At 70.2% G+C, this 15,148-nt stretch carries 11 protein-coding genes and 1 tRNA gene; 1 reads left to right on the forward strand and 11 read right to left on the reverse strand.

The genetic code is table 11. The features are described 5' to 3' along the window. Nucleotides 1–83: 83 nt before the first annotated feature. The 10 genes from prfA to IF655_RS24885 all read right to left on the reverse strand — a co-directional run bounded on the left by prfA (nucleotide 84) and on the right by IF655_RS24885 (nucleotide 12,570). Nucleotides 84–1,160, reverse strand: a complete 1,077-nt coding sequence (gene prfA / locus IF655_RS24840) for a peptide chain release factor 1 (protein WP_199587334.1) — start codon at nucleotides 1,158–1,160, stop codon at nucleotides 84–86. Nucleotides 1,161–1,266: 106 nt separating this feature from the next. Beyond that, nucleotides 1,267–1,491, reverse strand: coding sequence for a 50S ribosomal protein L31 (gene rpmE / locus IF655_RS24845; RefSeq protein WP_164587688.1), 225 nt, complete (start codon nucleotides 1,489–1,491; stop codon nucleotides 1,267–1,269). 278 nt (nucleotides 1,492–1,769) lie between these two features. Beyond that, nucleotides 1,770–2,876: an LCP family protein gene (locus IF655_RS24850; protein ID WP_199587335.1), complete on the reverse strand. Its 1,107-nt coding sequence runs from the start codon at nucleotides 2,874–2,876 to the stop codon at nucleotides 1,770–1,772. A 388-nt stretch (nucleotides 2,877–3,264) separates the two neighbouring features. After that, nucleotides 3,265–5,235 carry a transcription termination factor Rho gene (gene rho / locus IF655_RS24855; protein ID WP_199587336.1) on the reverse strand — a complete coding sequence of 657 codons (1,971 nt, stop codon included), beginning with the start codon at nucleotides 5,233–5,235 and terminating at the stop codon, nucleotides 3,265–3,267. 407 nt (nucleotides 5,236–5,642) lie between these two features. After that, complete coding sequence (gene thrB / locus IF655_RS24860; protein ID WP_199587337.1) at nucleotides 5,643–6,560, reverse strand: homoserine kinase; 918 nt, start codon at nucleotides 6,558–6,560, stop codon at nucleotides 5,643–5,645. A 365-nt stretch (nucleotides 6,561–6,925) separates the two neighbouring features. Next, nucleotides 6,926–7,984 (reverse strand): threonine synthase, encoded by a 1,059-nt coding sequence (gene thrC / locus IF655_RS24865; RefSeq protein ID WP_199587338.1) that lies wholly within the window; start codon nucleotides 7,982–7,984, stop codon nucleotides 6,926–6,928. Nucleotides 7,985–7,990: 6 nt separating this feature from the next. Then, nucleotides 7,991–9,283: a homoserine dehydrogenase gene (locus tag IF655_RS24870; RefSeq protein ID WP_199587339.1), complete on the reverse strand. Its 1,293-nt coding sequence runs from the start codon at nucleotides 9,281–9,283 to the stop codon at nucleotides 7,991–7,993. Nucleotides 9,284–9,448: 165 nt separating this feature from the next. Beyond that, nucleotides 9,449–10,840: a diaminopimelate decarboxylase gene (lysA, locus tag IF655_RS24875; RefSeq protein ID WP_199587340.1), complete on the reverse strand. Its 1,392-nt coding sequence runs from the start codon at nucleotides 10,838–10,840 to the stop codon at nucleotides 9,449–9,451. Between the two features lie 57 nt (nucleotides 10,841–10,897). Beyond that, nucleotides 10,898–11,959, reverse strand: a complete 1,062-nt coding sequence (gene nrtL / locus IF655_RS24880; protein ID WP_199587341.1) for an ArgS-related anticodon-binding protein NrtL — start codon at nucleotides 11,957–11,959, stop codon at nucleotides 10,898–10,900. 107 nt (nucleotides 11,960–12,066) lie between these two features. Continuing rightward, complete coding sequence (locus tag IF655_RS24885) at nucleotides 12,067–12,570, reverse strand: response regulator (RefSeq protein WP_307815046.1); 504 nt, start codon at nucleotides 12,568–12,570, stop codon at nucleotides 12,067–12,069. A 105-nt stretch (nucleotides 12,571–12,675) separates the two neighbouring features. Here IF655_RS24885 and IF655_RS24890 point away from each other — a divergent pair. Continuing rightward, nucleotides 12,676–12,750, forward strand: a tRNA-Arg gene (locus tag IF655_RS24890). Between the two features lie 422 nt (nucleotides 12,751–13,172). Here IF655_RS24890 and IF655_RS24895 read toward each other — a convergent pair. After that, on the reverse strand, nucleotides 13,173–15,029 hold the full coding sequence (locus IF655_RS24895) for a DUF262 domain-containing protein (RefSeq protein WP_199587342.1): 1,857 nt from the start codon (nucleotides 15,027–15,029) through the stop codon (nucleotides 13,173–13,175). Between the last annotated feature and the right edge of the window lie 119 nt (nucleotides 15,030–15,148).

The following is a 15,148-nucleotide window of genomic DNA, read 5'->3' on the forward strand; positions in this document are numbered from 1 at the left end:
GGGCTCGGGGGTCGCCCCCCGAAGTCTTGCTGCACGCTTCTCCTCCGGTCTCGTGCTTCGTCGTGCGGTGGGTGCGGTGGTGCTTACGCGGCGGCGAGCTTCGCCGCCGAGTCGGCGTCGACGCATGCCTGGATGACCGCGTCGAGGTCGCCGTCCAGGACCTGGTCCAGGTTGTACGACTTGAAGCCGACGCGGTGGTCCGAGATGCGGTTCTCCGGGAAGTTGTACGTGCGGATCTTCTCGGAGCGGTCGACCGTGCGGACCTGGCTGCGGCGGGCGTCCGCGGCTTCCGCCTCGGCCTTCTCCTGGGCCGCGGCGAGCAGCCTGGAGCGCAGGATACGCATCGCCTGCTCCTTGTTCTGGAGCTGGCTCTTCTCGTTCTGGCAGGAGGCGACGACACCCGTGGGCAGGTGGGTGATGCGCACGGCGGAGTCGGTGGTGTTCACGGACTGGCCGCCGGGACCCGAGGAGCGGTAGACGTCGATGCGCAGGTCGTTGGCGTGGATCTCGACGTCGACCTCCTCCGCCTCGGGCGTGACGAGCACACCGGCGGCGGAGGTGTGGATACGGCCCTGCGACTCGGTCGAGGGCACGCGCTGCACGCGGTGCACACCGCCCTCGTACTTCAGCCGGGCCCACACGCCCTGACCGGGCTCGGTGGCGCCCTGGCCGCCCTTGGTCTTCACCGCGACCTGGACGTCCTTGTAGCCGCCCAGCTCGGACTCGGTGGCGTCGATGATCTCGGTCTTCCAGCCCACGCGCTCGGCGTACCGCAGATACATGCGCAGGAGGTCACCGGCGAACAGGGCGGACTCGTCGCCGCCCGCGCCCGCCTTGATCTCCAGGATGACGTCCTTGTCGTCGCTCGGGTCGCGCGGGACGAGCAGGAGGCGCAGCTTCTCGGTCAGCTCCTCGCGCTGCTTGTCCAGCACCTTGACCTCGGCGGCGAAGTCGGGGTCGTCGGCCGCGAACTCGCGCGCGGTCTCGATGTCGTCGCCGGTCTGCTTCCAGGAGCGGTACGTGGCGACGATCGGGGTCAGCTCGGCGTAGCGCTTGTTCAGCTTGCGCGCGTTCGCCTGGTCGGCGTGGACCGAGGGGTCGGCGAGCTTCTGCTCCAGATCGGCGTGCTCGGCGACGAGTTCCTCGACGGCCTCGAACATCTTTCGGCTCCTGTACTGCGGGTGAAGGGCTGGCGGGCGACCAAAAACGCCGGTCCCGGGCACGCCCCGGACGGGGCGTGGCCGTGGACCGGCGGTTTCGCGCTCGCTACTTCTTCGAGCCGGCGGCAGCCTTGCCGAAGCGGGCCTCGAAGCGGGCCACACGGCCACCGGTGTCGAGGATCTTCTGCTTGCCCGTGTAGAACGGGTGGCACTCGGAGCAGACCTCGGCCCGGATGGTGCCGGAGTCGATGGTGCTGCGGGTGGTGAACGACGCGCCACAGGTGCAGCTCACCTGGGTCTCGACGTACTCGGGGTGGATCTCGCGCTTCAAGGTGTCTCCTAGGTATCGGGAGGGCACCGGGTCGCTGCCGCGGGGTGCGGGGCGTGAACCGGGGCCGACGTACCAGTCTGCCAGGACTGGCGTCATCCCCCAAAACCGGGGGCGTCGCTTTTCTATTCCCTGGGGGTTCCCTGCGGGGTCCCTGCGGGGCTTCGGGGGTCGCCTCGGGGGGGCTGGTTTGTCACCGTTCGCGGGTGCGGGTCCGTCTCGGCTGGTCGCGCAGTTCCCCGCGCCCCTGTTCGGCGGCCCCTTCGGGGCGCCGAATCCCCTTACGGGGTGCCGATCACCTTGCTCGCTCTGCCCGTCGCCGCTTCTGCCGTCGCCGAGGCGGGGACCTTGCGGTCGTCCTTCAGTGCCTTCCAGACCTGGGCGGCCCTGCGGGGTTCCAGGAGGACGCGGTTGGGGTCGGCGGGGTCGTACTGGACCGGCATGGTGACCATCTGGATGCGAGAGGACTTGATGCCCTTGAGACCGCTGGCGAAGTCCGCGAGGGAGTTGACCGAACCGAGGTCGGAGTCGGTGGTGACGGACTTGGTGGCAGTGTCGGCGAGGTCGTAGAGCCGCTTGGGGTCGCTGAACACGCCGACGTGCTTGACCTGGTCCATCAGCGCCTTGACGAACGCCTGCTGGAGCTGGATGCGGCCGAGGTCGGAGCCGTCGCCGACGCCGTGCCGGGTGCGGACCAGACCGAGCGCCTGGGTGCCGTCGAGGGTGTGGGTGCCGGCCGGGAGGTTCAGATGGCTCTGCGGGTCGCGGATGGCCTGGGTGGTGGTCACCGGTACGCCGCCGAGGTCGTCGACGAGCCGCTGGAAGCCCGCGAAGTCGACCTCCAGGTAGTGGTCCATGCGCAGCCCGGTGAGCGACTCGACCGTCTTCACGGCGCAGGGGGCACCGCCGGTGGCGTACGCGGAGTTGAACATCACGCTCCGCGCGGCGGGGTAGCTGTGGCCCTTGGTGTCGGCGCAGGCGGGGCGGTCGATGAGGGTGTCGCGGGGGACGGAGACCACGGTGGCCTTCTTGTGGCCCTTGTAGACGTGCACGATCATCGCGGTGTCGGCGCGTGCCCCGCTGTCGGCGGCGCCGCCGCCGAGTCTGTGGTTGGCACCGGCGCGGGTGTCGGAGCCGAGCACCAGGATGTTCTCGGAGCCGGTCGCGCCCTTGGCCGGGCGGTGGCCGCCGAGGATCTGGTTGATGTCGACGCTCGTGAGGTTGCCGTTGAGCTTGAAGTAGACGTATCCGGCTCCGGCTCCGCCCAGGACGACGACGCCCGCGGCGGCCCATGCGGTGGCGAGCAGCGCCTTGCGGCGCGTGCTGCGGGGCTTTCGGCGGCGGCCCTTGCTTCGGCGGCCGGGCGCCGGGGTGCTCTCGGCGGACACGTCACTCCTAGGTCTCGTCCGGTTGGTTACCCCCTGCGTTCAGGGTCGGGTGCAGTCGTCATGCACCATCGTCGCCCCACCTGGTCATACAGGGAAACTCGGGACAGGCTCGCACAGCCGCATGGGCCGACCCTGTGCGACGGAGGTCACGGAACGTGATCGGCGCGGTCCGGCGATCCCGCGCTCACCTGGGGTTTCGACGGGGCGGGCGACGGGGTCCGCGGGCGGTACGGAAGGGACATGTGTGGGAAAGGTCTCGCACGGTCCCGTACGCCGTCGTACCGCCCGGACGCGCGGACGGCGTCGTTGCGCAAAGAGGCCGCCCCCGGCGGAAGATCCGACGGGGGCGGCCTCAACGCCCTTGCGGGCGGGGGGTGTTCGGTGCGACTCAGTCGCCGTTGCCCGGGGCGGGCGTGTTCTTCTGAATCTGCGTCAGGAACTCGATGTTCGACTTCGTCTGCTTCATCTTGTCGAGCAGCAGCTCGATCGCCTGCTGCTGGTCGAGCGCGTGCAGCACGCGACGCAGCTTCCAGGTGATGGCCAGCTCCTCGCTGCCGAGCAGGATCTCTTCCTTACGGGTACCGGACGCGTCGACGTCCACCGCGGGGAAGATGCGCTTGTCGGCGAGCTTCCGGTCGAGCTTGAGCTCCATGTTGCCGGTGCCCTTGAACTCCTCGAAGATCACCTCGTCCATGCGGGACCCGGTGTCGACGAGCGCGGTGGCGAGGATGGTCAGCGAGCCGCCGTCCTCGATGTTGCGCGCGGCACCGAAGAAGCGCTTCGGCGGGTACAGGGCGGTGGAGTCGACACCACCGGAGAGGATGCGGCCCGACGCCGGGGCGGCGAGGTTGTACGCACGGCCCAGACGCGTGATGGAGTCGAGCAGCACGACCACGTCGTGACCCAGCTCCACCAGGCGCTTGGCGCGCTCGATGGCCAGCTCGGCGACCGTGGTGTGGTCCTCGGCCGGGCGGTCGAAGGTCGAGGAGATGACCTCGCCCTTGACCGACCGCTGCATGTCGGTGACCTCTTCCGGACGCTCGTCGACCAGGACGACCATCAGGTGGCACTCGGGGTTGTTGTGCGTGATCGCGTTGGCGATCGCCTGCATGATCATGGTCTTGCCGGTCTTCGGCGGGGCCACGATCAGACCGCGCTGGCCCTTGCCGATCGGCGACACGAGGTCGATGATGCGGGTCGTCAGGATGCCCGCCTCGGACTCCAGGCGCAGCCGGTCCTGCGGGTACAGCGGCGTCAGCTTGTTGAACTCCGGCCGCCCGCGACCGTGTTCGGGCGCCATGCCGTTGACCGAGTCGAGGCGGACGAGCGCGTTGAACTTCTCGCGGCGCTCCCCCTCCTTCGGCTGGCGGACCGCACCGGTGAGGTGGTCGCCCTTGCGCAGACCGTTCTTGCGGACCTGGGCGAGGGAGACGTACACGTCGTTCGGACCGGGCAGGTAGCCGGAGGTCCGGATGAAGGCGTAGTTGTCGAGGATGTCGAGGATGCCCGCGACGGGGATCAGGACGTCGTCCTCGTTGACCTGCGGCTCGGCGACCTCGTCGCGGCCACGGCGGCCACGGCGGTCGCGGTAGCGGCCACGACGGCCACGGCGGCCGCCCTCGAAGTCGTCGTCGTCCTGCTGCTGCTGACGGTCCTGACGACCGCCGCCCTGCTGCTGGCCCTGCTGACGCTGGCCGCCCTGCTGGTCGTCGCCCTTGCCGCCGCGGCGGTCGCGGTCACGGTCCCGGCCGCCGCGGTCACGGTCGCGGTCGCGGCGGTCGCGGCGGCCACGGCCCTCGCCGTCGGCGGAGGCGTCGCCCTTGGCGTCGCTCTGCTGCTGCGGCTCGGACTTCGGCTCGCCCTTGGGCTCGGCGGCGGTCTCGGCCGGGCTGCCCGCGTCGGCGGTCGCGCGGCGGCGACGGCGCTCACCGGAGGTGTCCTCGGCGGCGGCCTGCTGCTCGGGCTGGCCCTTCGGGGAGGGCTGGCCCGGGATCTCGATCTGGGCGGCGGCCTTCTCGGCGGACTTCTCCGCCTTCGCCTCGGCGGCCTCCTCACCCGTACGGGTCTTGGAGGTGGCGCGGCGCTTGGGCTTGGTCTCGGCGGCGGCCTCGGCCTTGGGGGCTCCGCCCCCGGCCTGGGCCTCCTTGATGACCTCGATCAACTGGCTCTTGCGCATCCGCGCGGTGCCCTTGATACCGAGGCCGGAGGCGACCTGCTGAAGCTCGGCCAGCACCATGCCCTCGAGGCCGGTGCCTCGGCGCCGCCGGGAGCCGGCACCGGTGGCAGGCGCGGAGTCCGTGGCGGGCGCGGCAGCGGTCTCCTCGACACGTGCGCCCATCAGATCGGTGGTGTCGCTCACGAAGGGTCCTTCCCTGGAGCGGACGTCGGCCTGTCTGGCTCGGCGACCGGTTGTGCTGTCCGGCATCGGTTCTGTCAGTGAGTACCGAGCCGGGGCGGTGGTCCGCCTGGAAGCGGCGGAAGAGGAATTTCTGGTGATGGCGCTCCCCGCGAGTCGTGACACTCGGTGTCACAGGGCGCGGCGGCGCCGATTCCGGAGCGGGTCCTGTGCCTCGCTCAGTGCCCCCATACGTCGTACTGCCCAGGTACGGCGCACGGAACACGGAGTGGCTTGGGAGGCTCCCGGAAGAATGTCTGTCCCTGACGGGGACACGAAGCACCTCGCCATGGTGGGGTCGGGTGCAGACTTGAGATTAACACTACCGGATGCAACAAACATTCCCCCTCTCCAAATCCGGCAACCGGGTGTCAGGGCGCAAGCGGCAGCACGCTCGCTCCCTGCAGATCGAGGTCGAGGCGGTTGGCCGCCCAGTCGGCTCCGGCCAGCGCCTGCACCTTGTCGGCCGTGCCCGCGTCGGCCAGGGCCATGACGGTGGGTCCGGCGCCCGAGATGACGGCCGGTACGCCGTCGGCGCGCAGCCGCTCCACGAGCGCGGCGCTGTCGGGCATCGCCGGGGCGCGGTAGTCCTGGTGGAGGCGGTCCTCGGTGGCGGGCAGCAGCAGCTCGGGGCGCCTGGTCAGCGCCTCGACGAGCAGGGCGGCGCGGCCCGCGTTGGCGGCGGCGTCGACGTGCGGCACGGTGCGCGGGAGCAGTCCGCGCGCGGTCTCGGTGAGCACCGGCTTCCCGGGCACGAAAACCACCGGAACGATGGAATCGTCGGGCTCCATCCTGATGGCGCGGGCGGCGCCGCGCTCCATCCAGGAGAGGGTGAATCCGCCGAGCAGACAGGCGGCGACGTTGTCCGGGTGACCCTCGATCTCGGTGGCCAGCTCCAGGAGCGCCGCGTCGTCGAGACGGCTCTCCCCGCCTATCGTCACGGCGCGCGCGGCGACGATTCCGGCGCAGATGGCGGCGGAGGAGGAGCCGAGCCCCCGGCCGTGCGGGATGCGGTTGGCGCAGACGATCTCCAGCCCGCGCGGCTGGCCGCCGAGCACGTCGAAGGCGGTGCGCAGGGCGCGGACCAGCAGATGGCGCTCGTCCCTCGGCAGGCTCTCGCCGCCCTCGCCCGCGATGTCGATGTGCAGCCCGGCGTCGGCCACCCGGACGACCACGTCGTCGTAGAGCCCCAGCGCGAGGCCCAGGGCGTCGAAGCCCGGACCGAGGTTGGCGCTGGTGGCGGGTACGCGCACCCGGACGGCGGCGGCGCGGAACGCGGGACCGGCCATCGCTCGAGACTCTCCTTGAGCTGCGTGACTGCCCGAATGCGCCCTGCGGCGGACATTCGGTGTGGACATTCGATGACGTACGAAGACCCGTCGGGCCGCGGAGACGACGCGGCGCCGTGCCACACGCGTGGGCATGTGCGGTGGGCGGGTTGGTCCCAGCCTATCCAAGGAAGGTTCGGTGGCGACATAGGGCGCACAGGAGGCGCACGATGCGTGTCGTAAGCCCCTTGTGCATCCGTTCCGGCCGCCGCGGCCCGCTTTCGGGGTTTCGCAGGTCGCGGCGGCCGGCGGAGGGTGCCTGTGCCTTCTTCGACGCCGGGTGGGACGAACTTCGGCGCCGGGTCGTACGAGCCTCGCGGCCGGGGTCAGACGAGACCGAGGCGCTTGGCCGCGACCGCCGCGTCGACCGGGACGGTGACCGGCTGCGGGGCGCCCTCGGTGGCCCAGCCCGGGTCCTTCAGACCGTTTCCGGTGACCGTACAGACGATGGTCTGACCCGGGTCGACCTTGCCCTGCTCGGCCGCCTTGAGCAGACCGGCGACCGAGGCGGCGGAGGCGGGCTCCACGAAGACACCCTCCCGCGCGGCCAACAGCCGGTAGGCGCGCAGGATCTCACGGTCCGTCACCTCGTCGATGGCACCGCCGGATTCGTCGCGCGCGGCGAGGGCGTAACTCCAGGACGCGGGGTTGCCGATGCGGATGGCGGTGGCGAGGGTGTGCGGGTCCTTGACGATCTCGCCGCGCACGATGGGCGCGCTGCCCGCCGCCTGATAGCCCCACATGCGCGGGGTGCGGGTCGCGGGACCGTCGGCCCTGTACTCCGTGTAGCCCTTCCAGTAGGCCGTGATGTTGCCCGCGTTGCCGACCGGGAGGACGTGGATGTCGGGGGCGTCGCCGAGCATGTCGACGATCTCGAACGCGGCAGTCTTCTGGCCCTCGATCCGCACCGGGTTGACCGAATTGACCAGCGCCACCGGGTAGTTGTCGCTCAGTGCGCGTGCGAGGTCGAGGCAGTCGTCGAAGTTTCCGTCGACCTGGAGGATGGTCGCGCCGTGCACGAGCGCCTGGCCCAACTTGCCGAGCGCGATCTTGCCCTGCGGGACGAGCACCGCCGAGACCATGCCCGCGCGCACCGCGTAGGCGGCGGCGGAGGCGGAGGTGTTGCCGGTGGAGGCGCAGATGACCGCTTGGGCGCCCTCCTCCTTGGCCCGCGTGATGGCCATGGTCATGCCCCGGTCCTTGAAGGAGCCGGTGGGGTTCGCCCCCTCCACCTTGAGGTGGACCTCGCAGCCGGTGCGCTCGGAGAGCACCTGCGCGGGCACGAGAGGCGTGCCGCCCTCGCGGAGCGTCACGACGGGCGTGTCGGTGGTGACCGGCAGCCTGTCCCGGTACTCCTCGATGATTCCGCGCCACTGGTGGGTCATTGCCGCTTACTCCCCTTCAACCCGCATGATGCTGGCGACACCCCGCACGGTGTCGAGCTTGCGCAGCGCCTCGACGGTCCCGGTGAGGGACGCGTCGGAGGCGCGGTGCGTGACGACGACGAGGGACGCCTCGCCGTCCTTCCCCTGCTGCCGGACGGTGTCGATGGACACCCCGTGCTCCGCGAACACCGTGGCGACCTGGGCGAGGACACCCGGTTTGTCCGCGACGTCGAGGCTGATGTGGTACCGCGTGACGACGTCCCCCATCGGGGAGACGGGCAGCGCCGCGTACGCCGACTCGCCCGGACCCGTCGTACCGCTGAGCCGGTTGCGGCAGACTGCGACGAGGTCGCCGAGGACCGCGGAGGCGGTGGGCGCGCCACCGGCGCCGGGGCCGTAGAACATGAGCTGTCCGGCGGCGTCGGACTCCACGAAGACCGCGTTGTACGCGCCGCGCACCGAGGCGAGCGGGTGGCTGAGCGGGATCATCGCGGGGTGCACGCGGGCGGTGACGGAGGCGCCGTCCGCAGCGCGCTCGCAGATGGCGAGCAGTTTGATGGTGCAGCCCATGCGCTTGGCCGAGCGGAAGTCGGCGGCGGTGATCTCGGTCATGCCCTCGCGGTGCACGTCGTCGAGGCGGACCCGGGTGTGGAAGGCGATCCCGGCGAGGATGGCGGCCTTGGCGGCGGCGTCGAAGCCCTCGACGTCGGCGGTGGGGTCGGCCTCGGCGTACCCCAGCGCGGTCGCCTCGTCCAGCGCCTCCTGGTAGCCCGCGCCGGTGGAGTCCATCTTGTCGAGGATGAAGTTGGTCGTGCCGTTGACGATGCCGAGCACGCGGTTGACCTTGTCGCCCGCCAGGGACTCGCGCAGCGGGCGGATCAGCGGGATGGCACCGGCGACGGCCGCCTCGTAGTAGAGGTCCTTGCCGTGCTCCTCGGCGGCGGCGTGCAGCGCGGCGCCGTCCTGGGCGAGCAGCGCCTTGTTGGCGGAGACGACGGAGGCGCCGTGCTCAAGCGCCGTGGTGATGAGGGTGCGGGCGGGCTCGATGCCGCCGATCACTTCCACCACCACGTCGATGTCACCGCGCTTGACCAGCGCGGTCGCGTCCGTGGTGACCAGCGCGGGGTCGATGCCCGCGCGCACCTTGGCGGGACGGCGTACGGCGACACCGGCGAGTTCCACCGGGGCGCCGATGCGGGCGGCGAGGTCGTCGGCGTGCGTCGTCATGATGCGCGCCACCTCGGAGCCGACCACTCCACAGCCCAGCAGCGCCACCTTCAGCGGACGCGTACGCATCATCCGACCTCGTTTCCCTCATACCGTGTGCGGTGGGACCAGTCTCACTCACCGGACGGCGGTTTCTACCCTTGGTCCGGATCCTGAGACATGTATTTCATTTCCCCGGCCGGGACCGCAGGAGGTTTTCCCGGCGGTCCCGGCGAGCGGGCGTTCTGACGGCTCGCCTCAGCCGACGTCGAGGCGCAGCAGGTCCTCCTCGGTCTCGCGCCGGACGATCACGCGTGCCTCACCGTCACGGACGGCGACGACCGGCGGGCGGAGCACGTGGTTGTAGTTGCTGGCCATGGAGCGGCAGTACGCGCCGGTGGCGGGTACGGCGATGAGGTCGCCCGGCGCCAGGTCGGCGGGCAGGAACGCGTCCTTGACCACGATGTCCCCGCTCTCGCAGTGCTTGCCGACGACCCGGGCGAGCATGGGCTCGGCGTCGCTGGTGCGCGAGACGAGGGCGACGCTGTACTCGGCGTCATACAGCGCCGTACGGATGTTGTCCGACATGCCGCCGTCGACCGAGACGTAGGTGCGCAGCCCCGCGAGCGGCTTGACGGTGCCGACCTCGTACAGCGTGAACGCGGTGGGTCCGACGATCGCGCGTCCCGGCTCCACGGAGACGCGCGGCACGCTCAGCCGGGCCGCCTCGCACTCGCGGGTGACGATCTCGGTGAGCGCCTTGGCGATCTCGTGCGGCTCGCGCGGGTCGTCGTCGCTGGTGTAGGCGATGCCGAGACCGCCGCCGAGGTCGATCTCGGGCAGTTCGACGCCGTGCTCGTCGCGGATGTCCTTGAGCAGTCCGACGACGCGGTGCGCGGCGACCTCGAAGCCGGACATGTCGAAGATCTGCGAGCCGATGTGGCTGTGGATGCCGACGAGTTCGAGCCCGTCGAGGGTGAGCGCCCGCCGTACGGCCTCGGCGGCCCGGCCGCCCGCGAGCGGGATCCCGAACTTCTGGTCCTCGTGCGCGGTCGCGATGAACTCGTGGGTGTGCGCCTCGACGCCGACGGTGATACGGATCTGCACCCGCTGCCGCTTGCCGAGTCCCTGCGCGATGTGCGCGACGCGGGCGATCTCCTGGAAGGAGTCGAGCACGATCCGCCCGACGCCGGCCTCGACCGCGCGGGTGATCTCCTCGACGGACTTGTTGTTGCCGTGGAAGGCGATGCGCGCGGGGTCCATCCCGGCGGACAGCGCGGTGGCCAGCTCGCCGCCGGAACAGACGTCGAGGTTGAGCCCCTCCTCGTCCAGCCAGCGCACGACGGCGCGGGAGAGGAACGCCTTGCCCGCGTAGAACACGTCGGCGCCCTCGCCGAACGCGGTGCGCCAGGCGCGCGCCCGGGCCCGGAAGTCGTCCTCGTCGAGGATGTAGGCGGGGGTGCCGAACTCCTCCGCGAGCCGGGTGGCGGGGATGCCGCCGACGGTGACCACGCCGTCCTCGTCCCGGTGCACGGTACGGGCCCACACCTTGGGGTCCAGTGCGTTGAGGTCGGCGGGCGGGGCGGAGTAGTGCCCCTCGGGGAGGACGTCGGCGTGGCGGGGCCCGGCGGGGTGGGCGGAACGGCTCATGACGTTTGCTCTCTGTGTCGCGCTGAGGGCTTCTCGCGGGGGCTTCCTGCGGTGCCCTCAGAGGTGTTCGGGTGCGTCGATGCCGAGCAGGGACAGGCCACCGGCGAGCACCGTCCCGGCCGCTTCGGCGAGCGCCAGCCGGGCGCGGTGGGCGGCCTCGGGTTTCTCCTCCCCGAGCGGCAGGACCGCGGGCAGCAGGGGGACGAGCGCGTCCGCGACGGCGACGAGGTGCCGGGCGAGACGGTCGGGGGCGTGGTGGGTGGCGGCGGCGGTGAGGACGCGGGGGTGGGCGGCGAGGGCGGTGAGGAGGGTGTCCTGCGGGGTGTCCTGCGGGGTGTTCTGCGCGGTCTGTTCGGCGGTGTCGCCGGTGTTCCTGGTGTTCCCGGTGTCGCCGGTGTCGCCGGGTTCGGCGGTGAAGCCGAGGAGGTGGGCGGCGCGGGAGAGGGCACGGACCCGGGCGTGGGCGTACCGCACCCGGAAGAGGGGATTGCTCTCGCGCTGCACGAGATGATCGGCGCTGATCCTCGGGCGGTCGTGCGTCGCCGGGTACAGCAGCGCCCACTGCGCGGCGTCGGGACCGAGCGGGGCGGGGTCCTCGGGGGCGGGGACGGGACGGAGGACGCCGGTGTTCTGGTCGTCGTCGGGCTTGAGGTGCTCGATCTCCGCGCGACCGCCCTGGGTGGCGACGACCCGGGCGACGGCGTCGGCAACCACCTCGGCCCGCACCTCGTACGGCACCCTCAGCACGACGACCTGCCCGTCGAGCGCGCGACTGTGCCCGTAGGCGGTGCCGCGCGTGAGGACGTCGCCGACGAGCCCGGCGGTGAGGTCGCCGCGGTCGGCGAGGCGGATGTTGAGGAACCCGGGTCCGGTGATGACGACATCGCGGATGCCCTCGGCTGTGACGAGGCGGCTCCGCAGTATCTCGGCGACACGCAACGGGGTCTGCCCGGCGGGCCGGGCGAGCCGCAGGGCGACATTGGTGGCGAAGTCCCCGCACCCCCCGGGCCCCGGCCGGTCCACAACAACCCCCTCGGGCAGCTCCACCCTCAGCTCCCCCGCGTCCACGGCACACCGCACGGCGTCCAGAACGGTCCGGGAGAAGTCGAGGGGGGTCACGGGACAAGCGTAGGGGAGGGGGGTGGGGGGTGTGGACGGTGACTGGGATGTGGACAGGGGGATGGCACGGGGCCCGCCCCTCCCTATCTATCTATCTATCTACCTACTCACAACCCCACGCCCACCCGCGACCCACCGTTGACGTCGTCGTCGCCGCCCTCGCCGGGCTGCCCCCGCCGCCGTCCTGTCCTCCGCTCCATGAGCCCCTTGACGAGCCGGACGAGTTCGTCGGGCTCGAAGGGCTTGGGGAGGAAGGCGTCGACACCGGCACCGATACCGCTCTCGACCTCGTACTGGGTGCACGCGCTGATGATGGCGAGCGGGAGATCACGCGTACGGGGGTCGGCACGGAGGCGGGCGGCGGTACTGAGCCCGTCGAGCCGGGGCATGACGACGTCGAGTGTCACCACGTCGGGGCGCACGTGATGCACCACGTCCAGACACTCGGCACCGTCGACCGCGGTCACGACCTCCAGCCCTTCCAGCTCGAGGTTGACCCTGATCAGTTGCCGGATGACGTTGCTGTCGTCCACGACGAGCACCCGGCCAGTGGCGCCTGACACAACTCGAGAGTAGGTCGGCCCGGGCCGCCGCGTCCCGGTTTTCCCCACTTCCAGCCTCCCGGGGGACACCGCCCCAAACCCGTTCCTGATCACCCCGAAAGACCTGCTAGGGTTCTACCCGTCACCGCGAAGCGCCCAGCGCCCGCCCGACACGCCCCCGTAGCTCAGGGGATAGAGCAACGGCCTCCGGAGCCGTGTGCGCAGGTTCGAATCCTGCCGGGGGCACCATGGATTTGGTGCCCAAGACCCCGTTCACAGCGGAAACGCTGAGACCGGGGTCTTTGCGTATGTGGTGGTCCATGCAGCGGACATAGGACGGCGAGGGCCTCGCCGGTGTCCGTCAGCCTGCGTCCGGCCACCACTGAGGGGTCGGAGGCGGCTTCGGTGAATGCCGCTCCGCCTGGCGTGGGTTCTCCTCGCGCAGGACTGTGAGCCACGGCCGCAAGTTCGATAGTGGTTGCGCCGGGCAGACCCCGTAGGCGGTCACTCTCCCGTCGGACAGCTCGATCCACCGTGCTGCTGGGATGGAATTCGACCCGGCAGGGATAACTGGCAATCGTCGACCGAAGGATTACAACCCAGACGCGGCTGAGCCCCGGCCGACAGGCCGGGGCTCAGCGCCCGCGGGTCGCAGCCGCGAACCAGGGAGGTCAGGACTGCAGAAGAACTGATGCCCCGGCTTGCAGCCCGCTTTCCGCGGCTTGGACGGCCGCTTCGGGTCGCTGGCCCGGGATGTGGTCGTCCACCACCGGCTTGCCCATCGCTGCGGCGATGTGTTCCTGGAGCGCTTTCCGTCGTTCCTCGAAGAAGGCGTCGAAGTCGTCAGCCCGCATCAGCCGGGGATCCGCGAGGTGGGTCCGGACGCGCTGCTCGACACCTTCCGGGCTCGTCTCGGCCGCATGGGCGAGCCGCTGCAGATAGTCGGACGGTGCGTGCCCGCCGATGATCCGGTTGGTGCGTGCTGTCAACGGTGCCTTGTTGACGATGGAGTTGTAGACGGAGCGCTCGTAGCCGTTCTTCTGGCACCATGCCTGCGGGAAGATGTGATGGATGTCCATCGCCTCGTCGAAGTAGACGCTGACTTCCGCCTTCTCACCCGTCCGCCAGTCCGCGGCGCCAGCCTTGAGCAGGAGCGCGTAGATGCCCTTGTACGCGGCACTCTGGCGGGTCCGCAAAGTCAGTAGGCGACTCGCCGCGAATTGTGCCTGCGTGACCGTACGGGGTTCCTGTGCCGACCCGTGAATCCAGTCGACGACGTCGGGGAGGTCGAGGTTGAACCGAGTTTCGGTCGTGCCGCCGTACAGCTCACCGAAGACTCCGCACCAGTACCAGCGAGCCAGCTTCTCCTGGGCACCCGCCGTCTCCGCGTCCTTGCCAGCGAGGGCGAAGATCGCGGCCAGCGGAATGAGTTGCGTGCCGTACGGAAGGAAGCGCGTGTCGAAGATGAACTGCTGGCGCAGGAATTTGGCGGCGGCCTTGAAACCCGCGACGACGTCGGGGGCGTATCGCTGGTAGTCCTCCAGGCTCAGCGCGAGCATGTCTTTGCGCTTGCAGCCGATACGCGGCAGACGTTCCTCGTCCGTACCGGCGTTTCCTTCTCGACGCCGCCGCTCAGCCGTGGCGAGGAGGGTAACCGCCTGAAGGAAGTCCGTGTTGGAAACATCCCGCAGGATGGCGTATTCCGGCGCTTCCCAGGCGGAACGACATTCGTGCCAGTGGTGCCGCAGATCGAACTCGTCGGCAGCATACGTCGCTGTCAGCAACTCGAAAACGGTGAGAGTTACTCCCCCCGTATTAACCTTCTCGAAGACCTGGCAAACTGCCTGTCGAGGGGTGCCCTTACCGAGCTCGATGACCGGAAAGTGGTAGAGGTCGAACGACCGGATGAAGCCGTCCCGGAAGCCGTACCAGAGTTCCATCGCATCCGGTGCGAAATCCCAGTGGCGGGCGAAGCCGTCGCCCCAGGAATTGTCGAAGAGGCATCGCAGCGGGAAAACGCGGTGCTCGTACTCCAATTCCCGCGTCGAATAGTCCTCCAGCACCTCACCTCGGAAGTTGACTACTTTGCGTGAGGGTGGAATGAATCGGATCGCGTCTTCACGGTCCTCGTTCTCATCGAGCGCCTTGACCATGTCGACGTAGAACCAGCCGCTCACCCGGCGCTTGCGCTCGTCCTGGGTCTCCACCGGCTTGTCCATCGCAAGCGACTGGAACAGCGAAGTGAGCCGCTGTTGTCCGTCGAGGACCAGCGACTCCGGTCGCACCTGTCCGCTCGGCGCTGCCCCTTCGATCGGCCTGTACTTGAATCGGACGTCCCCACCGCCCTGGAGCAGCATCACCGTCCCGATCGGGTAGTTCAGGGACACCGAGGCCAGCAGACTCGCGATGTTCGGCCAGGGCCAGACCCAGCCGCGCTGGAACTCGGGCAATTGGAGCTTCCCCGCCTCCACCTGTTGCAGCAGATCTCTCAAGGGCCGCTTGTCGATGCTGAACGTCTCGGTCGCCACGTCTCCTCCTTGTGCAGCACAGCGCTTCCGTCGGTGCTGGTCACCGGGCCCAAGCGGATGGACACGACTCCGACACGCTGACCCGACCTCGGGCGCTATAAAAGTAGCAACCAGGCGTG

Source organism: Streptomyces sp. DSM 110735 (assembly GCF_016482685.1).
Lineage (GTDB): Bacteria > Actinomycetota > Actinomycetes > Streptomycetales > Streptomycetaceae > Streptomyces.